The following is a 19,306-nucleotide window of genomic DNA, read 5'->3' as shown; positions in this document are numbered from 1 at the left end:
GACGCTCAGTCCGCCCGGCCGGCCCGGGCCAGCTCGTCGTCGAGGGTGTCCACGTCCTCCGACTCGATGCTCGGTTGGTTGCCCTCCCGCACGTCGGCGTTCGGCCGGATGACCAGGTAGAGCAGCCCGATCCAGAGCGCGGAGAGCAGCATCGCGCCCATGAAGTCGGTCGGGTGGTGCATCCCCCGGTACATCCGGGAGGTGGCCACCCCGACCGGCATGATCACCGCCAGGGCCACGAGGATCCAACGCCACCAGCGATCGGTACGCGGCAGCACGATGACGGCGATCGCCAGCCAGATGCAGATGGTCGCCGCGATGTGCCCGGACGGGAACGACGAGGTGGGCATCTGCCCGTCCAGGTTCTCCACCGCCGGGCGCGGCCGGTCGACCGCCCTTGCGGAGGCAAGGAAGAGGGTCAGCTCGCCGACCATCGCCAGCGCCACGAACAGCACCGGCCGCCAGCGCCGCCACACCGCCAGCACCAGCGGGCAGAACACCAGCGCGATGAGCAGGATGGCGTGGGTGTCGCCGAACTTGCTCCACCACCAGCTCACCTCGGTCAGCACCTCGCTGTGCCGGTCGGCGAACCAGCGCGGCACCTCGGTGTCGAGGGTGTCGAAGAAGGTGCCCTTGGCGTGGTAGCTGACGTACGTGCCGAAGGCGTACAGCGCCCCGAACACCAGCACCCAGCCGACCAGCAGCTCGGCCACCGCCGAGCGGGGGTGGGCCAGCACGTGCTCCTCGGCCGGGGCGGGGGCGATGTCGTGCCCGGCCTCCGGCTCCAGCCCCTCGGTCAACGGCGGGACCGGGCGGCCCCGTTCACGCCGCCACAGCTGGAAGGCGTACGAGGTGACACCGAGCCAGGCGGCGCCGAGCAGCCAGCCGGCCAGCACGTCGGAGACGAAGTGCACGCCCAGCGCGATCCGGGTCAGCCCGATCAGGGTGACCAGCACGCCGACCGCGACGATCGCCGGCTTACGCCAGCGGGGCGCCATCGCCGGCAGGAAGACCAGCAGCAGCGCCCCGTACGCGACGAACGAGCCGAGCGCGTGCCCGCTCGGGAAGCTGTTGCCCGGGGCGCTGGCGATTGGCAGGTCCACCACCGGGCGGAGCCGGCCGACCAGCGTCTTCAGCGACGGGTCGAGGATCAGGCCGCCGACCCCGGTGATGATCAGGTAGACGGCCAGCCGTGGCTGCCGCCGGATCAGCAATCCGACCACGGCGATGGTGACCAGCCAGATGAGGATCGGCCGGCCGCCCAGGTCGGTCACCGCCTGGAGCACGGTGACGAGTGCGTGGTGCGGGGCGACGAGATCGTTGAACCAATCGGCGACCGCGTGGTCGGCGTCCTGCAACGGGCTCCACCGCACCCGGACGAGCAACAACAGCAGCCCGAAGGCCACCCCGGCGCCGGTGACGGCCGCCAGACCAGCGATGCTCCGCTCGGCGAAATGCCCGACGGACGCCGCACCACCTCTTTGACCGCGGTCACCCCGCACCTCCCTTGTCTGCCTGGCGGTGCGCTTTACCCGATCGGCGCCTCCCGTACACGCGGACGTCGGACGGGGGCGGCTACAGGGCCGTCATGTCCCCGGTGTCGAAGAGCTCGGCGCGGTCGGCCTCCGGCTCCCACAGGTCAGGTTGGGCGGGCTCCTGCACGCCGATGCGCAACGCCTCCAGCTGGGCGGCGAAGGCCAGCCCGCCGAAGAGCGCCATGCCGGTGAGGTTGGCCCAGAGCAGCAGCGCCATCATCCCGGTCAGCGCGCCGTAGGTCTGGCCGAAGTCGTCGCTGAACCGCACGTACGCGGCGAGCAGCAGGCTGGCCAGCCACCACAGCGCCGTGGCGATGCCGGCGCCGAAGAACAGCCAGGAGAGGCCGGGCTGCTTGCGGCGCGGCGCGCGCCGGAACAGCACCGCCACGGCGAGCACGGTCAGCCCGAGGCTCAGCGGGAAGCGGATCACGTTCCAGACGCCGTTGGCGACCGCACCCCACTCGTAGTGCTCCCGTACCGAGTCGCCCACCGCGCCGCCGGCGACCAGGATCAGGAAGCCGGCCAACGCGGGCAGGCCGGCGGTGAGGGCCAGCACGGCGGCACGGAAGTACTTCCGCAGCGCCGGCCGGTCCCGCTCCACGCCGTAGATGCGGTTGGCGCCTCGTTCGATCTGGGCCATCGTGGTGGTCAGCGCGACCAGCCCGGTGAGCAGGCCGAGGGTGAGCGCCAGTTCGCCCGCGTCCTCGACACGTTCGCCCTCGCCGAGCAGCTCGGCGACCACCTGCTCGCTCTGGCCGGGGGTGAGCGCCAGGACGGTGTCGGCGACCACGCGGCCGCCTTCTTCGACGCCCAGCTCGCTGATCAGGCCGGTGAGGGCGATCATGAACGGCACCACGGCGAGGCAGAGCTGCAGCGCGAAGGCCCGGGCGTGGCTGAACCCGTCGCCGTAGCGGAAACGGATGAAGGCGTCCCGCAGCAGGTGCCAGCCGCCCTGGCGGCGCAGCGTGTGCCAGGCGTCGTCGGCGGACAGCTCCTCGTCGGCCATCAGCCGGGTCTCCGGCACGATCCGGGTGCTACTCACGGCGCGCTTCCTCGATCAGCTGCTCGCCCCGTTCCCCGGCTCGCTGCGCGTCGACGGCCAGGTCGGGGGCGTCCTCGGGCTGTGGCACGCAGAGCCAGAGCGCCTGCGGCCGGACGTCCGCCCGCAGCTGCCGGCCCGGGGAGATGAGGTCGCCGTCCAGCTCCCGGGGCTGGGCCCGGTTGCTGGTGACCACCACGCGCCGGCCGCGGAACACCTCCATCTGCGGCACCTGGCCGTTGCGGCGGATCACGGCCCAGCCGAGCGCGAGCCAGTGTCGCAGGTTGCGTGGGGTGAGCACCGCGATGTCGAGCCAGCCGTCGTCCGGCTCGGCCTCGGTGAGCAGCCGCACGCCGCCTTGGAGCCGGCCCACGTTGGCGATCAGCACCGAGCGGGCCCGGCGGCGCACCGGCGGGCGGTCGTCGATGCGGATCTGCACCCGCATCGGCCGGTCCCGCAGGTGCCGGGCGGCACCCACCACGTACGCCGGCCAGCCGATCCGGGCCTTGGTGGTCTCGGAGGTGGCGGCCAGCATCTGGGCGTCGAAGCCCATGCCGGCCATCACGGTGAAGTACTGGTCCTCGACGGCGCCGACGTCGAGCAGCCGTCGGCCGCGCTCGATGGCGACCTGCAGCCCGGCGGCCATGTCCGTGGAGAGACCCAGGTTGGCGGCGAGCAGGTTGCCGGTGCCCTGGGGCAGCACGGCCAGCGCCACGTCCGTGCCGACCAGGCCGCTGACGCAGGACATCACGGTGCCGTCGCCACCGCAGGCGAAGACCAGGTCGACGCCGGCCTTGACGGCCTGCTCGGTCTGGCCGCGCCCGGGGTCATCGGCAGTGGTCTCGAACCACTGCGGCTCGGGCCAGCCGGCGGCGGCGAGGGCGTCGTTCACGGTGCGGCGCAGCTCGTCGAGATCGTCGACCTTCACCGGGTTGACCACGACGGCGGACCGCAGCCCGCCGTCGCCGCCCGAGGGCCGCCTTTCCTGTCCAGCATCCACGGCGCCAGTGTGCAGCACCGGTACGCCTTCAGCGAGCCCACGAGCGGCCGGCGTCGGAAGTGCCACAGACAGGTTTCAACACGCCTACCGCTGTTTCACGCGACCGCTGTCAGGCCGCCGTCCGCAGCGCGCTCTCCACCCGTCGGCGCAGATCGTCGAGGTCAGCCCCGGCCTCGGTGAGCACCAGAGCACCCAGGCCCTGGCCCTCGCGGAGCACCCCGAGCAGGATGTGCTCGGTGCCGATGTGGCGGTGACGCAGCCGCAGCGCCTCCCGCAGCGACAACTCCAGCACCTTCTTGGACCGGGGCGAGAACGGCCCGCCGAGGAAGCGACGGCGGCCCCAGCGGCGGCGCGGTGCCGGCACAGCCTCGCGCAGTGCGTCCGGGCCGAAGGACTGCTCGATTCGGGCCACGATCGCGGCCAGGTCGATGCCGATCTCGCGCAGCGCCGCCGCGTCCGCGTCGCCGAGGCCGGCGCCGCCGCTGGCCGTGTGTCGGCGGACCCGCTCGCGCAGGTCGTCGGCGCGTACGCCGGCGTCGGCCAGCACCCGGCTGGCCAGGCCGGCCTCGTCGGCCGTCAGGGCGAGCAGCAGGTGCTCGGTGCCGACCGGGCGCTGGCCCTCGGCCCGCGCCTCCTCCAGCGCCCGGTGCACCACGTCGCGCGCCCGGTCGGTGAACCGTTCGAACATCACGCCTCCCAGGATTGATTGACCGCCGGCCGCCCGGCGTGCTTCTTGTGCACGGCCTGCCGGCTGACCTCGAGCGCGTCGGCGATCTCCTGCCAGGACCAGCCCTGTCGACGGGCGTTGTCCACCTGGACCACCTCGAGCCGCTCGAGCAGCCGGCGCAGCGCGCGGACGGCGCGCAGCCCGACCCGGGGGTCGGTGCTGCCGGCTGCCGCCGCGAGTTCCGTCGCCTGACTCATGCCGTCAACATACGTTGACAACGCCACTCGTGTCAACCTCAGTTGACGAACACCGCCGCCAGGAATCGACTGTGGGTTCTCAGCGAGGTTGATCCGTTCTCACCACCAGGGGCGGGTCCGTGGAGACAACGACAGACCCCGCCCCTATGGTGGACCGATGGCGTCGGTCAAGCAGTTCCAAGTCACCTTCGACTGCGCAGAGCCTGAGCGCGTCGCCCGCTTCTGGTGCGAGGTGTTGGGGTACGTCGTACCGCCGCCACCGGAGGGGTTCGCCACCTGGGACGAGTTCGATCGCGCGCTGCCGCCTGAGCAACAGGGTTCAGCGTTCGCATGCAGTGATCCCTCAGGTGTGGGCCCGCGACTGTTCTTCCAGCGCGTCCCCGAAGGCAAGGTCGTCAAGAATCGGCTGCATCTTGACGTGCGGGTCGGCACCGGGCTCGTGGGTGAAGAGCGCCTGGCCGCACTTGAGGCCGAATGCGCACGACTGGTCCCGCTCGGCGCGGCACGCGTGCGACTACTGCTTGCCGATGGCGACAACGAGTCGTGCCTCGTGATGCAGGACATCGAGGGCAACGAGTTCTGTCTCGACTGAGTGGCCACGAACGTGGCACCTTCGCTGAGAACCCACATCGACAGCACCCCCGAACCGGCCCACCATCGTGACCACCCGACTACCCTCGGTCAGGGACAGCGTGGTCGTGCCGGGCGCGACGCCCGGGAGGTGATGTCGGATGGCCGCATCCGCCGATGCAGCGGTGCTGGTCGGTCTCGGCTCGGACCGCGACCTCCCGGTCGTCCGACTGGCCGCACAGGAGGCCGCCACCCACGGCCGGCCGCTGCACCTGCTGCACGTCTTCGACTGGCAGGCGGCCTTCGCCGCAGACACCGTCGCCGCGCCCCGGGACCACGCCGAAGACCTGATCACCCGGGCCGCCCAGCTCGCCCACGAGGTCGAGCCGGGACTGACCGTACGCGGCGAGATCATCGAGAACGCCACGCTGCTCACCCTGATCCGCCGGTCAGAGGCGGCCTTCCTGCTCGCGGTCGGCGACAGCGGGATGGCCGGCAGCGGCGAGTGCGTCGCGTCCGACACGCCTGCCGTGCAGCTGGCCGCACGGGCCGGCTGCCCGCTGCTGGTCGTCCGCGACGACCCGCCGCCGCCGGGCCCGATGCTGGTCGGGGTGGACGGCTCGCCCAGCTCGACCCTCGCCCTGCAGTGGGCCTTCGAGTGCGCGACCCGGCGCAGCGCCCGACTGCTGGCGCTGCGGGTGGTGGAGCCCGACGAGGACACCGCCGAGGTCACCGATCAGCTCACCGAGCTGATGGCCCGCCACGCCGCCCGCCGCACGGAGGTGCCGGTCGAGTGCCGCGTCATCCGCGGCGCTCCCGAGCAGGTGCTGGTCGACATGTCGCGCTCGGCGCAGCTGACGCTGGTCGCCGCCCGCGGCGACGAACCGGGGCGTGGAATGCTCGGTTCGGTCGCCCAGTCCCTGCTCTACCACTCCCCGGCCCCGGTGATCGTCGTCCGCGGGCTGACCGACATTCCGCTGACTGGACCCGACGTCCGCCCGACCCGGGACCAACGGCCCTGACCCTGGGGCGTCGGCGGCGACGAGGCTGGACGCCGGACGCCCCACTCCTACCCGCGAGAGGTTCAGCATCATGGACACCGCTCTCGACGCGCGCCGTGCCCTCACCGACGACGAGCTGCGCCGGCTGGACGCCTACTGGCGAGCCGCGAACTACCTCACCGTCGGGCAGATCTACCTGCTGGGTAATCCGCTGCTGCGGGAGCCGCTGACCGTCGACGACATCAAGCCGCGGCTGCTCGGTCACTGGGGCACCAGCCCCGGGCTCAACCTGATCTACGCCCACCTCAACCGGGTGATCGTGGCGCGCGACCTGAACGCCATGCTGGTCACCGGCCCCGGGCACGGCGGCCCGGCCATCGTGGCCAACACCTGGCTGGAGGGCACCTGGTCGGAGCGCTACCACGACGTCTCGCGCGACGAGGCCGGGATGGCCCGGCTGTTCCGGCAGTTCTCCTTCCCGGGCGGCATTCCCAGCCACGTGGCGGCGGAGGTGCCGGGCTCGATCCACGAGGGCGGCGAGCTGGGGTACGCGTTGAGCCACGCCTACGGCGCCGCCTTCGACCACCCGGACCTGGTGGTCGCCTGTGTGATCGGCGACGGTGAGGCGGAGACCGGGCCGCTGGCCGGCAGTTGGCTCTCGAACGTCTTCCTCAACCCGGCCCGCGACGGTGCGGTGCTGCCCATCCTGCACCTCAACGGCTACAAGATCGCCAGTCCGACCGTGCTGGCCCGGATCCCCGAGGCGGACCTGCTCGACCTCATGCGCGGCTCGGGCTACCAGCCGTACGTGGTGGCCGGCGACGACCCGGCCCAGGTGCACCGCACGCTCGCCGCGACGATGGACCGGGCGCTGGACGAGATCACCGCGATCCAACTCAAGGCGCGCTCCGGCGGCGCCGTCGAGCGTCCCCGCTGGCCGATGATCATCCTGCGGACGCCGAAGGGCTGGACCGGCCCGAGCGAGGTCGACGGCACCCAGGTGGAGGGCACCTACCGCGCCCACCAGGTGCCGCTGTCCGGGGTACGGGACAACCCGGCGCACCTGGCCGAGCTGGAGCGCTGGCTGCGCAGCTACCGCCCCGAGGAGCTGTTCGACGCCACCGGCGCGCCGGTGGACGAGCTGTGCACGCTGCCGCCGCACGGCGACCGACGAATGAGCGCCAACCCGGTCACCAACGGCGGGGTGGTGCTCCGCGACCTGACCCTGCCCGACTTCCGCGAGTACGGCGTGGACGTCCCCCAGCCGGGCGAGCCGATGGCCGGTGCGACCGGTGTGCTCGGCGCGTGGATCCGGGACGTCATCGCCGCCAACCCGGAGACGTTCCGGCTGTTCGGCCCGGACGAGGTCGCCTCCAACCGGCTGGGCGCCGCCTTCGAGGTGACCGACCGGGCCTGGGTGGCCGACACGGTGCCCAGCGACGAGCACCTCTCCCCGGACGGCCGGGTGATGGAGGTGCTCTCCGAGCACCTGTGCCAGGGCTGGCTGGAGGGCTACCTGCTGACCGGCCGACACGGCCTGTTCACCAGCTACGAGGCGTTCATCCACATCGTCGACTCGATGCTCAACCAGCACGCCAAGTGGTTGAAGGTGACCCGGGGCATCCCCTGGCGGCAGCCGCTCGCCTCACTGAACTACCTGCTCTCCAGCCACGTCTGGCGACAGGACCACAACGGCTTCTCCCACCAGGACCCGGGCTTCATCGACCACGTGGTCAACAAGAAGGCCGAGGTGGTCCGGGTCTACCTGCCGCCGGACGCCAACACGCTGCTCGCGACGATGGACCACTGCCTACGCAGCCGGCACTACATCAACGTGGTGGTGGCCGGAAAGCAGGCGGCGCCGAACTGGTTGTCGATGACCGAGGCGATCCAGCACACCCGGCGCGGCCTGGGCATCTGGGAGTGGGCCAGCAGCGACGGCGGCAGCGAGCCGGACGTGGTGCTCGCCTGCTGCGGGGACGTCCCCACGCTGGAGACGCTGGCCGCCGCCGACCTGCTGCGCCGGCACCTGCCGGACCTGAGGGTGCGGCTGGTCAACGTGGTGGACCTGATGCGACTCCAGCCGGCCACCGAGCACCCGCACGGCCTGCCCGACAACGAGTTCGACACCATCTTCACCGCGGATCGGCCGATCATCTTCGCCTACCACGGCTACCCGTGGCTGATCCACCGGCTCACCTACCGCCGTACCAACCACGACAACCTGCACGTGCGCGGCTACAAGGAGGAGGGCACCACCACCACGCCGTTCGACATGGTGATGCTCAACGACCTGGACCGCTTCCACCTGGTCATCGACGTCATCGACCGGGTGCCCGGGCTGGCGGCCCGCGCCGCGCACCTGCGACAGCAGATGGTCGACGCCCGGCAGTCGGCCCGCGACTACACCCGCCGGCACGGCGAGGATGACCCACAGGTCGCGGAGTGGCGCTGGGTCCGGGAAATCGACCCGACCAACCCCTGAGGAGGACAACGTGCGCGACTCGGAAATTCTGGTCGGCTACGACGGCTCCACCGACGCCTCGGTGGCCCTGGACTGGGCGCTGGACGAGGCTGGGCGCAGCGGCCAGCCGGTGCGGCTGGCGTACGTCTTCGAATGGCTGACCGTGGCCAGCTGGGTCGGCCCGGGCGTGGCGCCCGGCATCTGGCCGGACGACGCCGCCCGGCGACAGGTGGAGGAGTTGGTCCGGGACGCGGCGGCGAAGGCCGCGGCCGCGCACCCCGGGCTCACCGTCACCGGCGAGGTGTTCGACGGGCCACCCGCCCTGGTACTGCAGGAACGCTCGGCCAAGGCCGGGCTGCTGGTGCTCGGCAGCCGTGGGCACGGTGGGTTCGGTGGGCTGCTGGCCGGGTCGACGGCGGTGGCGGTTGCCGCACACGCGCACTGCCCGGTCGTGGTGGTCCGGGACGGGGCCGGCAGCGCACCGGCGGACGCGACGGCCGGGCCGGTGGCGGTCGGCGTGGACGGTTCCGAGCCGTCGCTGGTGGCGCTCGGCTTCGCGGCCGAGCGGGCGGCCCAGCGGCGGGTGCCGCTGCGCGTCCTGCGGGCCTGGACGCCCGGCCCCGGCGGGGCGGCCGGGGTCCCGGACGAGCGGGCCGCGGTGGAGGAGAACGTGGAGCCATGGCGGCGGACGTTCCCCGAACTGACCGTGACCGTCGACCTGGTCCCGGGCAGCCCGGCGGCCATGCTGATCGAGGCGAGCCGCGACGCGCGGCTGGTGGTGGTCGGCAGCCGGGGCCGGGGCGGCCTGGCCGGCATGCTGCTCGGCTCGGTCAGCCAACAGCTGATCCAGCACACCCACTGCCCGGTCGCGGTGGTCCGGGAACGCTGACCCCGGGCCTGGTCCGGCGGGCGTAACGACGCGATGTGATCGGCGCCTGCGGCCCGTGCGGGACTCCCTCGGATGCCAGAGGATGGACCGGCAAGCCGCGCACAGCACCGTGCCGTGAGGCACGATGGGCAGAGATGGAAAGGTCGTGACCATGAGTCAGGAGAGCCAGCTGACCACCGCGCTGGCGGAGGCCGCCGCCACCGCTGGCCACGCCCCCTCGGTGCACAACACCCAGCCGTGGCGCTGGCGGGTGCTGCCTGACGCACTGGAGCTGCGCACCGTCGCCGACCGGCAGCTCACCGCCACCGACCCGGAGGGCCGGCTGCTCGCGATCAGTTGCGGCACCGCCCTGCACCACGCCCGCCTGGCGCTGGCCGCCGAGGGGTGGCGCGCCGTGGTGGAGCGAATGCCCGACCCGGGCGACCGCGAGCTGCTGGCCCGGCTGACCACCCTCACCCGCGTGACGGCCGACCCGGACGCCATGCGGATGGTGCAGTGCATGCAGATCCGGCACACCGACCGGCGGCCGGTCAGCGACGAGCCGGTGCCGACCGCCGCGATCGGGGAGATCACCCGGGCGGTCACCACCGAGGGCGGCCGGTTGCAGATCCTCGACGGCGACCAGGTGCTGGAGCTGGCCGCCGCGGCCGGGCACGCCGACACGGTCGAGGCCGAGGATCCGCAGCTGCGCGCCGAGCTGGAGTACTGGACCAGCAGGGCCGGCACCGGCACCGGGCTGCCGCCGGAGGTGCTGCCCGAGCAGCCTCCGCAGACCACCGTGCCGGCCCGCGACTTCGGCCACCCCGGCGGCCTGCCGATCGGCCCCGGCCACGACCGGGCCGCCGTGTACGGGATGCTCTACGGCGACGAGGACGAACCGGACAGCTGGCTGCGCGCTGGCGAGGCGCTCTCCGCCGCCTGGCTGACCGCCACCCGGCTCGGCGTCTCGCTGGTGCCGCTCAGCTCGGTGGTGGAGGTGGAGGGCACCCGTCAGAGCCTCCGGCACCTGCTCGCCGGGCTCGGCTTCCCGTACCTCGTGCTGCGATTGGGGATCGCGGACCCGACGCACGCAGGCCCGCCGCACACCCCGCGGCTGACCACCGAGCAGGTGATCGACACCACCGCGGTGCGCGGCGAGCGGGGTTGACGGTTCTGGCCACGGCGATCATCGGCGATACCATCGCTCGATGACCAACAGCGCCCCGCAGCCTCGTCAGGAAGCCCATGTGACCCCGTCGCTCGGGCTCAGCCCGCTGCCGCGGGTCCGCCTCGACGAGTTGCTCCAGGAGATGCTGGACCGGGTCGGCGAGGTCGTCACCAGCCGGGAGCGGCTGCGCGCCCTGCTCGACGCGGTGGTCGCCATCGGCACCAACCTGGACCTGCGCAGCACCCTGCAACGCATCGTTCAGGCGGCCTGCGAGCTGGCCGGCGCCCGGTACGGCGCGCTGGGCGTGGTCGGCCCGGACCGGCTGCTGCACGACTTCATCGTGCACGGCATCTCGCCCGAGGTGCACGCGCAGATCGGCGACCTGCCACACGGGCGGGGCGTCCTCGGCCTGCTCATCGACGACCCCCGGCCACTGCGGATGCCGGACATCACCCAGCACCCCCGCTCCTACGGCTTCCCGGCCAACCACCCGCCGATGCACAGCTTCCTGGGCGTGCCGGTGCGCATCCGGGACCAGGTGTTCGGCAATCTCTACCTGGCCGAGAAGCAGGGCGGCGCGCAGTTCACCGAGGACGACGAGGAGATCGTGGTCGCGCTCGCCGCCGCGGCCGGCGTGGCCATCGAGAACGCCCGCCTGTACGCCCTGGCGCACCGGCGGGAACGCTGGCTGGCCGCGACCGCGGAGATCACCTCGGTGCTGCTCGGCGAGGTGCGTCGCACCGACGCGCTGGCGCTGGTCGCCCGCCGTGCCCGGGAGGTCGCCGAGGCGGAGCTGTCGCTGGTGCTGCTCTACGACACCGACAGCACCCAGTTCACCGTGGAGGTGGTCGACGGCGCCGACGAGCAGGCCCGGGCGCTGGTCGGCACGGTCCTGCCGTTCGCCGACACCAGCTTCGGCGCTGCGGTGGCCGAGGGCCGCCACGACCAGGTGGACGATCTCGCGCACGCCGCACCGTGGCCCGCGCTGCTGCACACCGGCCCGGCGGTGATCTCACCACTGGCCACTGCCGAGACCCTGCACGGTGTGCTGGTCGTGGCGCACCGGCCGGAACGCGGCGGCGGCACCAGCGAGGACGACGTGGCCCTGCTGGGCAGCTTCGCCGGGCAGGCCGCGCTGGCCATGGAGCGGGCCCGCGGCCAGGAGGAGCGGGAGCTGCTGGTGGTCCTGGAGGACCGCGAGCGGATCGCCCGCGACCTGCACGACGTCGTGATCCAGCGGCTCTTCGCCACCGGCCTGCAACTACAGAGCGCCGCGCCGATGATGACCCGCCCGGAGGTGGCCAAACGGATCAACGCGGCGGTCGACGACCTGGACGCCACCATCCGGGACATCCGCCGGACCATCTTCGAGCTGCGCACGCCCATGACCGCGGCGCTGCGCACCGAGATCCGCGAGGCGATCGAGCTGGCCGCCGAGTCGCTGGGCCACAAGCCCCACCTGGAGCTGACCGGGCCGGTGGACAGCGCCGTCCCGGACGCGATCCGCCCGGACCTCACCGCCGTGCTGCGCGAAGCGCTGTCCAACGCGGTCCGCCACGCGCAGGCCAACCAGGTCGCCGTGGCCGTACGCGTCGACGCCGGCCATGTCACCGTGACGGTCACCGACGACGGCGTGGGCTGCGATCCGAGCGCCGCCAGGGGCGGGCTGGTCAACCTCCGCGAACGCGCCGAACGTCACGCCGGCACCTTCACGATCAGCCCGGTCGAGCCGCACGGCACCGAGGTGAGCTGGTCCGTGCCGCTGCGCGACTGACCGGCGCGGGTCGGGTCAGGGGGTCTTGCCGAGCAGGCGGGTGGCCAGGACGGCGGCCTGGGTGCGGCGCTCCAGGCCCAGCTTGGCCAGCACGCTGGAGACGTAGTTCTTCACCGTCTTCTCGGCCAGGAACATCTTCCCGGCGATCTCCCGGTTGGTCATCCCCTCCGCCACGTACTCCAGGATCCGTCGCTCCTGCTCGGTGAGCGACTTCAACTCGCGCGGCTGCTCGACGCCGTTGCGGATGCGCTCCAGCACCCGGGTGGTGATCGCCGGATCGAGCAGCGACTGCCCGGCCGCCACCCGACGCACGGCGTCGACCAGGTCGGTGCCGCGGATCTGCTTGAGCACGTACCCGGCGGCGCCGGCCATGATCGCCGCGAACAGCGCCTCGTCGTCCTCGTACGAGGTGAGGATCAGGCCCTTGATGGACGAGTCGACGGCGCGCACGTCGCGGCACACGTCGATGCCGTTGCCGTCGGGCAGCCGTGCGTCGAGGATCGCCACGTCCGGCCGCAACGCCGGAATGCGGCGGGCCGCCTCCTGCGCGGAGCCGGACTCGCCGACCACCTCGATGTCGCCGCTGCTCTGCAGGAGGTCGGCCAGGCCACGGCGGACGACCTCGTGGTCGTCGAGGAGGAACACGCGGATCATTCCTCGTTTCTACCCGGGTCCCGCGTCAGGTGCACGGGCCGAAGGTCCCGATCACACCGGTTCCGCCCGCGAGGCCGGGCCAGCGCGACGGTCGGACCCGGGCAGGGGGCCGGTCGGGCCCGACGGATCGGGACGTCCGGCCCTGCACGCCGCTCACCCGACGGGCGGACGGTAGGGATGCGTCGCGGCACCATCGGCCGCTGGCACCGGGAAAGGAGCACCTGCCATGGACATCGGCTACACCCCCGCACAGCTGCGGGCCGCCGCCGTGGACGCGGTACGGGCACCCTCTCTGCACAACACCCAGCCGTGGCGGTTGCGGCTGCGCGACGGCGGGATCGAGGTGCTGGCCGACCCGGCCCGCCGGCTGCCGGCGACCGACCCGAGCGGGTGGGGAGTGCGGGTCGGCTGCGGCGCCGCGCTGTTCAACCTGCGGATCGCGCTGGCCGTCGCCGGCATCCCGGCCCAGGTGCGGCTGCGCCCCGACCCGGCCGAGCCGAACCTGCTGGCCCGGCTGGTGCCGGACACCCCGCGCCCGCCCACCCCCGCCGAGCAGAGCCTGTACGCCGCCATCCCCCGCCGGTTCAGCAACCGCCTGCCGTTCTGGCCGAACCCGGTTCCGGCCGACGCCCGTTGGCGGCTCGGCGAGGCGGCCCGCACCGAGCAGTGCTGGCTGGAGATGCTGATCGGGGTGAGCGCGGTCTCCGCGTTCGGCGAGATCGCCCGAAGCGCGCACCGGGTGCTGGAGCGGGACCCGGCCTACCGGGCGGAACGCGAGCAGTGGCTACGCCGGGAGCCCGCACCGGACGGCGTGCCCTCCTCGTCCGGCGGCCCGCAGAGCGAGCCGCAGGACGTGCTGCCGGCGCGCGCCTTCGGCGGGCTCGACCGGGCCCCTGGGCGGGACTTCGAGCCGGAGCCGCTGGTGGCGGTGCTCGGCTCGGTGGGCAACACCGCGGTGGACCAGGTCATCGCCGGGCAGGCCCTGCAACGGGTGCTGCTCACCGCCACCGACGCCGGGCTCAGCGTGTCGATGCTCTCCCAGCCGATCGAGGTGCCCGGCGCGCGGGAGCAACTGCGGCTGTCGCTGGGCCGGTTCGGCACACCGCAGATGGTGCTGCGGATCGGGTACGGCCAGCCCGGCCGACCGACCTCACGCCGCAGCATCGACGAGGTGCTGGACCTGCCGGTGGTGCCGGCCTGAGCCGGCATCACCAGCCGCACCCCGTCGACGGCGGACGCCCGGTCAGGCGGTGAGCAGCTCCGCCTCCCGGGCGGGATCCAGCCCCACCGGCTCCCGGGCCGGCCGGCCGGCGCGCGGTGGCACCGACCCCACCGCACGCAGCCAGCGCCAGGTGTCGGCGACGGTGTCGGCCACCGGTCGGCACGTCAGCCCCGCCGCGTACGCCTTCTGCACGCCGCGCTCCTGCATCCACCGGAACTCGTGACCCTCCGGAACCCAGATGGGCAGGTCGTTCCAGGGGACCACGCCGGCGGCCAGGATCGGCCCCGGATCGGTCCAGTGCAACCGGGCGCCGGAGCCGGTCACCGCGACGACCGTGTCGAGCAGCTCGCCCATCGTGGTGTGCCCCGGGTGGCTGATCACGTTGAAGGCACCGCCGACCCGCTCGGCGGCGCGGTCCAGCGTCCACGCGGCCAGGTCGCGCACGTCGATGTACTGCACGGGCAGACCCCGAGGGCCGGGCGCGAGCACGTCACCGCCGCGGGCCACCCGCTGCAGCCACCAGGGCAGCCGGCCGATGTCCTCCCCCGGCCCAAGGATCAACCCGGCGCGCACCAGCAGCGCCCGCTCGCCGTAGACCTCCGTCGCGGCCAACTCCCCGCCAGCCTTGCACTCCGCGTAGTCTCCCCCGGTGGCGTCGGCGGCGGCCGTGCCCACAGTGGGCGCCTCCTCGCCGACCTGCGCCGGCACCGGCTGGGCGTAGACCGAGCCGCTGGAGATGTAGGCGTAGTGCGGGACCGCGCCGACCAGCGCGCGGGCCGCGTCCCGCACTGCCCGGGGGGCGCCGTCCCAGGTGTCGACCACCAGGTCCCATTCGCCGCCCGCCAGCGCCGCCAGGCCGTCCGGCTGCGTCCGGTCACCCCGCAACCGCTGGACGCCGGGCGGGACCGTGCCGTGCATCCCCCGGTTGAACACCGTCACCGACCAGCCCCGGCGAACCGCGTCGGCCACCGTCGCTCCACCCACGAAACCCGTCCCACCCAGCACCAGCAGTCTCATGCGGTCCACCCTGCCCGCTGGCCAGAGCGGGTGACACCCATGTTCACCGGTAGCGGATCTGCCGCTGGCAGAACCGCTGGCTGACGCGGCAGGTCGGTGGGACTAGCCGGCGAGAAGGTGGTCCAACGGTCGGGGTACGCAGGCCGGGTCGAGGGCGCGGACGAGCGCGCGGGCGTACCGGGCCTTGCGACCGCTCATGGTGCCCATGAAGCGGCGCAGTTGCCGCTCGACCGACCGCTCGCGCTGCGCGGGCTGGTTCTGGAAGACCCGGAACCTGGCCAGGTCCTTCTCCGCCGCGAGGACCTGCTCGACGCCGGTGCTGCCGAGCGCGCGGATCAACTCGTCCTCGAGGTCGGCGACGCACACGTAGAAGCCGAGGGCCTCCATCGCCGACCGGGTCAGGCCACTGCCCAGGCCGGCCTGTTCGAGCCCGCGCCGGAAGTAGCTCTCCTCGGCCTCGTCACAGAGCCCTCGCACCGTCAGGGCGAGCCCCTGTGCACCGACGAGCCGCAGGAACCGACCGACGCTCATGGCACCCCCGATCGGCACCACACACACGCCCTCGTCGGCCAGGTCACGGTCGCGCCGTGCGGCCAGCGCCTCCACCGCGCACTGGTCGCTGACCCCCTCGACGAGCACGACCGTGGCCAGGCCGTCGCGGGCCAACTCACGGGCCGCCGTGGCGGCCGCCGCGGCATCCGTGCCGCCAGCCGCCCAGGCGCCGACGGCGGCTCGGAAACGGTCCGGCTCTCGCACAGGTCAGAGTCTCGCAACGACCGATCCGGACCGCCACCGGATTGTCGGCGGGCCGCGTCGCGGATGACGTTCTCGAACCGGATGTGGACTTTGGACTCTGTATCTCAGGTCCAACATCGGCAACCTTTGAAGAAGGAAGACGACGCCGCACGAGCCGCGCACTGGGAGGACCCGATGGCACGCTGGCCATATGCCGATGACGAACTCCGGGCCATGTACACCGGAGGGCGCGGCAACTCGACGGCCCGCCGGTTCGCCCGGTTCTGGGCGGTCGTACAGGGTGCCGGCCTGCTGCCCCGACGTTGGGTCACCCTTGAGGTGCCGGGCCGTCGCACCGGGCGGATCACCCGGTTCCCGCTCGGCATGGCCGACCGGGACGGCGTCTGGTACCTGGTCTCGATGCTGGGCAACGACTGCAACTGGGTCCGCAACGTCCGGGCGGCGGACGGCCGGGTCACCATCCGACGCGGCCGCGCCCGGCCCCGCCAACTGGTCGAGGTACCCGTCGAAGAGCGTGCCCCGATCCTCAAGCGGTACCTGCAGAAGGTGCCTGGAGCACGACCACACCTGCCCGTGGACCGCGGCGCACCCCTGACGGCTTTCGAGGCGATAGCGGCGCGCTATCCCGTGTTCCGCGTAGAAGCCGCCACCGCACCAGCGCGCACCCTCAGGGAAAAGGGGGAATGAGCGCCGCCGCAGCTCAGCATCACTACGGATGAATCTGGTGGGCGATACTGGGTTTGAACCAGTGACCTCTTCCGTGTCAAGGAAGCGCGCTCCCACTGCGCCAATCGCCCGTGGTGATCGCCCGATCCGACAATCAGGATCGCGGGGCGGATCGCGAGCGGACGACGGGATTCGAACCCGCGACCCTCACCTTGGCAAGGTGATGCGCTACCAGCTGCGCTACGTCCGCACGTCTCCGGCAAATGCCGGCGACGGGTGAACTCTACCCGACGCCAAGATCGCTGGGCGCGGCACCCTGCGGCCTGGTGATTGCGCTGGTTGGTGAGGGGGTACTGAAGGACCTCGACAGCGCACCACACCCCCTAAGGAGGCTGTCGTGGGTATCGGCACCAGCATCTTCCTCATCGCGCTCGGCGCGATCCTCACCTTCGCCCTGGACGCGAGCGTCGGCGGCATCGACCTCGACGTGGTCGGCTGGATCCTCATGGCGGCCGGCGTGCTCGGCCTGATCATGACCACGCTGATCTGGGGTCGCCGCCGCGCGGTGGTCACCACCAGCGAGCAGCCGGTCGAGTACCGACGGGTCGAGGAGCCAGTGGAGTACCGCCGGGTCGAGGAGCGGCGGGACATCGCCCCGCCGCTGTGATCCGACCCCTGCCCATCGCCGGTGGAGCCGGCAGATCACGCGACGACGGGCCGGCCACCTCGACCGAGGTGACCGGCCCGTCGTCGGCAACGGCCCCGCCCTCCCCGTTCAGCGCATCAACGCGTTGAGCGTGCCGTAGTCGAGGGCGTCCGCCAGCACGTCGTACGTGCCCGCGCCGAGCGCCTCGTCCGCCGCCCGGCGGGCAACCGCGTACGCGGCCTCCGCGACCGACGAGCCGAGGCTCACCCTGGCCACCCCCAGGCGGGCCAGCTCCCCCACCGCCGGCGCACCCGGCCCGGCGAGCACGTTCAGCGGCGCCGGCACCGCCTGCACCAGCGCGCGGATGGTCACCGGATCGACCACCCCGGGCACGAAGAAGCCGTCCGCGCCGGCCGCGAGATAGGCGGTGGCCCGGGCCACGGTCTCGTCCAGGCCGCCGGTGCCGCTGAGGAACGTGTCGATCCGGGCGTTGACGTAGAGCGGCAGCCCCGCCGCGTCGGCGGCGGCCCGCACCGCGCCGATCCGGGCGCACTGGTCGGGCACGTCGCGCAACGGCGGGCCGGCCTCGCGTCGGGCGTCCTCGATGTTCACGCCGACGGCACCGGCGTCCAGCACCGCGCGGATGGTCGTACCGACCTCCGCCGGCGTCGCCCCGTACCCGGACTCGATGTCCGCGGTGACCGGCAGCGGCACCGCGGCGGCGACCCGGCCGACCAGGTCGACGGCCGCGTCGCGACCGAGGACGTCGCCGTCCGGGGCGCCCAGGCTCCAGGAGACGCCGGCGCTGGTGGTGGCCACCGCGCGGGCGCCGGCGGCCGCCACGATCCGGGCGCTCGCGGCATCCCAGGCGTTGACGAGGACCAGCGGCGATCCGGGGGTGTGCAGGGATCGGAACAGTTCTGCTCGGGTGTGGTGTTCGCTCACCCGGCAAGTCTCGGCCCGCCCCGACCGCCGCAGTAATGTTTCAGTCCCAGCTGAATCCAACGGGGGTGCCGTGGTCGCCATCGGCCTGTCGGCGGGCGCCGTCGCCCGCATCCGGTTCGCCGTCTCCTGCCTGTGGGAGGTCGTCGCGAGCGTCCGGGTGCTGCGCGACCCCGGGGACCACGCCGTCCACCTGCCCTGGGTACGTCGGGTCCGTCCACCGCTGGTCGAGGCCGGATTGGCCGGCCCGGACGGCGGGCTGCTCTGGCAGCTGGTGCCGGCCCCGCCCGGGTACCTGGCCGATTTCCTCACCCCTCCGTCCGCCGGTCTCATCCCGGACCTGGCCGCCGAACTGGCCGCCCTGCGCGCCACCCCGGCCGACACCGTCCGCACGCACCTGGACCTGTACCCGGGCGACCGAAGCCCGGCGCTCGCCGCCCTGTACGCCGACCCGCCGGCCGGGCTGCGGCGGCTGACCGAGGAGATCGAGGCGTACTGGCGGATCGCTCTGGCCCCGCACTGGCCACGGCTACGGCTGCTGCTCGACGCCGACGTCACCGCCCGCGCCCGTCTGCTGGCCGAGGACGGCGCGGCCGTGCTCCTCAACGACCTGCATCGGCAGGTCCGGTGGGAGGACGACACCCTGCTCATCGCGCAGCGGCACTGCCTGGCCCCGGACGTCCCGGACGGGCCGGGGCTGGTGCTGGTCCCGTCGGTCTTCGTCTGGCCGTCGGTGCTGAGTGTCTCCGCCGGGGGCGCGCCGCAACTCGCCTACCCGGCACGCGGGCTCGGCACACTGTGGGAGCGCCCGAACGGCGTACCGGACGCGCTGGCCGCCGTGATCGGTCGCGGGCGGGCCCGGCTGCTCACCGAGCTGACCGGGCCGGCGAGCACCACTGAGCTGGCCCGACGCGCCGGGATGTCGCCCGGCGGGGTCTCCCAACACCTCACCGCGTTGCGCGCGGCCGGCCTGGTGGTGACGCACCGGCGGGGCCGGACACTGCTCAGCGCCCGCACCGACCTCGCCGAGGCGCTGCTCTCCGCGACCGGGTAGGCCATC

Annotated in this window: 19 protein-coding genes and 2 tRNA genes; 10 read left to right on the top strand and 11 right to left on the bottom strand. The window is 73.1% G+C overall.

Features of this window, described 5'->3' with window-relative positions; genetic code table 11:
• Positions 1-5: 5 nt before the first annotated feature.
• The 5 genes from OG470_RS16175 to OG470_RS16155 form a co-directional block, all read right to left on the bottom strand.
• A complete protein-coding gene (locus tag OG470_RS16175) occupies positions 6-1,502 on the bottom strand; it encodes a phosphatase PAP2 family protein (protein WP_328425128.1) in 1,497 nt (498 codons plus the stop codon).
• Positions 1,503-1,575: 73 nt separating this feature from the next.
• The gene (locus tag OG470_RS16170; RefSeq protein WP_328425126.1) at positions 1,576-2,577 is read right to left on the bottom strand and encodes a YihY/virulence factor BrkB family protein; all 1,002 of its coding nucleotides are present in this window, start codon (positions 2,575-2,577) and stop codon (positions 1,576-1,578) included.
• Positions 2,570-3,574, bottom strand: coding sequence for a diacylglycerol/lipid kinase family protein (locus tag OG470_RS16165; protein ID WP_328425124.1), 1,005 nt, complete (start codon positions 3,572-3,574; stop codon positions 2,570-2,572). The genes OG470_RS16170 and OG470_RS16165 overlap by 8 nt, the downstream gene beginning before the upstream one ends.
• 109 nt (positions 3,575-3,683) lie before the next feature.
• On the bottom strand, positions 3,684-4,262 hold the full coding sequence (locus OG470_RS16160; protein ID WP_328426397.1) for a Clp protease N-terminal domain-containing protein: 579 nt from the start codon (positions 4,260-4,262) through the stop codon (positions 3,684-3,686).
• Positions 4,262-4,498, bottom strand: a complete 237-nt coding sequence (locus tag OG470_RS16155) for an HTH domain-containing protein (RefSeq protein WP_074318164.1) — start codon at positions 4,496-4,498, stop codon at positions 4,262-4,264. The genes OG470_RS16160 and OG470_RS16155 overlap by 1 nt, the downstream gene beginning before the upstream one ends.
• A gap of 157 nt (positions 4,499-4,655) precedes the next feature.
• Between OG470_RS16155 and OG470_RS16150 the strand changes: the two genes are divergently transcribed.
• The 6 genes from OG470_RS16150 to OG470_RS16125 all read left to right on the top strand — a co-directional run bounded on the left by OG470_RS16150 (position 4,656) and on the right by OG470_RS16125 (position 12,343).
• The gene (locus OG470_RS16150) at positions 4,656-5,090 is read left to right on the top strand and encodes a VOC family protein (RefSeq protein ID WP_328425122.1); all 435 of its coding nucleotides are present in this window, start codon (positions 4,656-4,658) and stop codon (positions 5,088-5,090) included.
• A 139-nt stretch (positions 5,091-5,229) separates the two neighbouring features.
• Positions 5,230-6,090, top strand: a complete 861-nt coding sequence (locus tag OG470_RS16145; RefSeq protein ID WP_328425120.1) for a universal stress protein — start codon at positions 5,230-5,232, stop codon at positions 6,088-6,090.
• A gap of 70 nt (positions 6,091-6,160) precedes the next feature.
• Positions 6,161-8,554: a phosphoketolase family protein gene (locus OG470_RS16140; RefSeq protein WP_328425119.1), complete on the top strand. Its 2,394-nt coding sequence runs from the start codon at positions 6,161-6,163 to the stop codon at positions 8,552-8,554.
• Between the two features lie 10 nt (positions 8,555-8,564).
• The gene (locus tag OG470_RS16135; protein WP_328425118.1) at positions 8,565-9,422 is read left to right on the top strand and encodes a universal stress protein; all 858 of its coding nucleotides are present in this window, start codon (positions 8,565-8,567) and stop codon (positions 9,420-9,422) included.
• Positions 9,423-9,573: 151 nt separating this feature from the next.
• The gene (locus OG470_RS16130; protein WP_442931138.1) at positions 9,574-10,569 is read left to right on the top strand and encodes an Acg family FMN-binding oxidoreductase; all 996 of its coding nucleotides are present in this window, start codon (positions 9,574-9,576) and stop codon (positions 10,567-10,569) included.
• A gap of 40 nt (positions 10,570-10,609) precedes the next feature.
• Positions 10,610-12,343: a sensor histidine kinase gene (locus OG470_RS16125; protein WP_328425114.1), complete on the top strand. Its 1,734-nt coding sequence runs from the start codon at positions 10,610-10,612 to the stop codon at positions 12,341-12,343.
• Between the two features lie 15 nt (positions 12,344-12,358).
• Here OG470_RS16125 and OG470_RS16120 read toward each other — a convergent pair whose 3' ends face one another.
• Positions 12,359-12,997 carry a response regulator transcription factor gene (locus OG470_RS16120; protein WP_328425112.1) on the bottom strand — a complete coding sequence of 213 codons (639 nt, stop codon included), beginning with the start codon at positions 12,995-12,997 and terminating at the stop codon, positions 12,359-12,361.
• Between the two features lie 226 nt (positions 12,998-13,223).
• Between OG470_RS16120 and OG470_RS16115 the strand changes: the two genes are divergently transcribed.
• On the top strand, positions 13,224-14,198 hold the full coding sequence (locus OG470_RS16115; RefSeq protein ID WP_328425110.1) for an Acg family FMN-binding oxidoreductase: 975 nt from the start codon (positions 13,224-13,226) through the stop codon (positions 14,196-14,198).
• Positions 14,199-14,240: 42 nt separating this feature from the next.
• On the opposite strand, the gene OG470_RS16110 is transcribed toward OG470_RS16115, so the two are convergent.
• Entirely contained in the window at positions 14,241-15,236 is a 996-nt protein-coding gene (locus tag OG470_RS16110) for an NAD-dependent epimerase/dehydratase family protein (protein ID WP_328425109.1), read from the bottom strand.
• Positions 15,237-15,338: 102 nt separating this feature from the next.
• Positions 15,339-15,992, bottom strand: a complete 654-nt coding sequence (locus OG470_RS16105; RefSeq protein WP_328425108.1) for a TOPRIM nucleotidyl transferase/hydrolase domain-containing protein — start codon at positions 15,990-15,992, stop codon at positions 15,339-15,341.
• Positions 15,993-16,166: 174 nt separating this feature from the next.
• Here OG470_RS16105 and OG470_RS16100 point away from each other — a divergent pair, with 174 nt between their 5' ends.
• Positions 16,167-16,679: a nitroreductase/quinone reductase family protein gene (locus tag OG470_RS16100; RefSeq protein WP_328425105.1), complete on the top strand. Its 513-nt coding sequence runs from the start codon at positions 16,167-16,169 to the stop codon at positions 16,677-16,679.
• A 35-nt stretch (positions 16,680-16,714) separates the two neighbouring features.
• Here OG470_RS16100 and OG470_RS16095 read toward each other — a convergent pair.
• Positions 16,715-16,789: transfer RNA gene (locus tag OG470_RS16095), tRNA-Val, on the bottom strand.
• 46 nt (positions 16,790-16,835) lie between these two features.
• Positions 16,836-16,908: transfer RNA gene (locus OG470_RS16090), tRNA-Gly, on the bottom strand.
• Positions 16,909-17,055: 147 nt separating this feature from the next.
• Here OG470_RS16090 and OG470_RS16085 point away from each other — a divergent pair.
• Entirely contained in the window at positions 17,056-17,325 is a 270-nt protein-coding gene (locus OG470_RS16085; protein WP_328425103.1) for a DUF6458 family protein, read from the top strand.
• A gap of 108 nt (positions 17,326-17,433) precedes the next feature.
• On the opposite strand, the gene OG470_RS16080 is transcribed toward OG470_RS16085, so the two are convergent.
• Positions 17,434-18,249 carry an isocitrate lyase/PEP mutase family protein gene (locus tag OG470_RS16080; RefSeq protein ID WP_328425101.1) on the bottom strand — a complete coding sequence of 272 codons (816 nt, stop codon included), beginning with the start codon at positions 18,247-18,249 and terminating at the stop codon, positions 17,434-17,436.
• A 70-nt stretch (positions 18,250-18,319) separates the two neighbouring features.
• Between OG470_RS16080 and OG470_RS16075 the strand changes: the two genes are divergently transcribed.
• Positions 18,320-19,300, top strand: a complete 981-nt coding sequence (locus OG470_RS16075; protein ID WP_328425099.1) for an ArsR/SmtB family transcription factor — start codon at positions 18,320-18,322, stop codon at positions 19,298-19,300.
• Positions 19,301-19,306 lie beyond the last annotated feature (6 nt).

Origin of the sequence: Micromonospora sp. NBC_00389 (genome assembly GCF_036059255.1) — a bacterium.
In the GTDB taxonomy this organism is placed as follows: domain Bacteria; phylum Actinomycetota; class Actinomycetes; order Mycobacteriales; family Micromonosporaceae; genus Micromonospora.
The sequence above is the reverse complement of the archived record's forward strand: the minus strand, read 5'-3'. Positions and strand labels throughout refer to the sequence as shown.

What these genes read in the sequence shown, in the direction of transcription:
- OG470_RS16100 (WP_328425105.1), top strand. Translation starts at nt 16,167, where the DNA reads ATGGCACGCTGGCCATATGCCGATGACGAACTCCGGGCCATGTACACC.
- OG470_RS16145 (WP_328425120.1), top strand. Translation starts at nt 5,230, where the DNA reads ATGGCCGCATCCGCCGATGCAGCGGTGCTGGTCGGTCTCGGCTCGGAC.
- OG470_RS16160 (WP_328426397.1), bottom strand. Translation starts at nt 4,262, where the DNA reads ATGTTCGAACGGTTCACCGACCGGGCGCGCGACGTGGTGCACCGGGCG.
- OG470_RS16125 (WP_328425114.1), top strand. Translation starts at nt 10,610, where the DNA reads ATGACCAACAGCGCCCCGCAGCCTCGTCAGGAAGCCCATGTGACCCCG.
- OG470_RS16140 (WP_328425119.1), top strand. Translation starts at nt 6,161, where the DNA reads ATGGACACCGCTCTCGACGCGCGCCGTGCCCTCACCGACGACGAGCTG.
- OG470_RS16110 (WP_328425109.1), bottom strand. Translation starts at nt 15,236, where the DNA reads ATGAGACTGCTGGTGCTGGGTGGGACGGGTTTCGTGGGTGGAGCGACG.
- OG470_RS16150 (WP_328425122.1), top strand. Translation starts at nt 4,656, where the DNA reads ATGGCGTCGGTCAAGCAGTTCCAAGTCACCTTCGACTGCGCAGAGCCT.
- OG470_RS16155 (WP_074318164.1), bottom strand. Translation starts at nt 4,498, where the DNA reads ATGAGTCAGGCGACGGAACTCGCGGCGGCAGCCGGCAGCACCGACCCC.
- OG470_RS16115 (WP_328425110.1), top strand. Translation starts at nt 13,224, where the DNA reads ATGGACATCGGCTACACCCCCGCACAGCTGCGGGCCGCCGCCGTGGAC.
- OG470_RS16130 (WP_442931138.1), top strand. Translation starts at nt 9,574, where the DNA reads ATGAGTCAGGAGAGCCAGCTGACCACCGCGCTGGCGGAGGCCGCCGCC.
- OG470_RS16120 (WP_328425112.1), bottom strand. Translation starts at nt 12,997, where the DNA reads ATGATCCGCGTGTTCCTCCTCGACGACCACGAGGTCGTCCGCCGTGGC.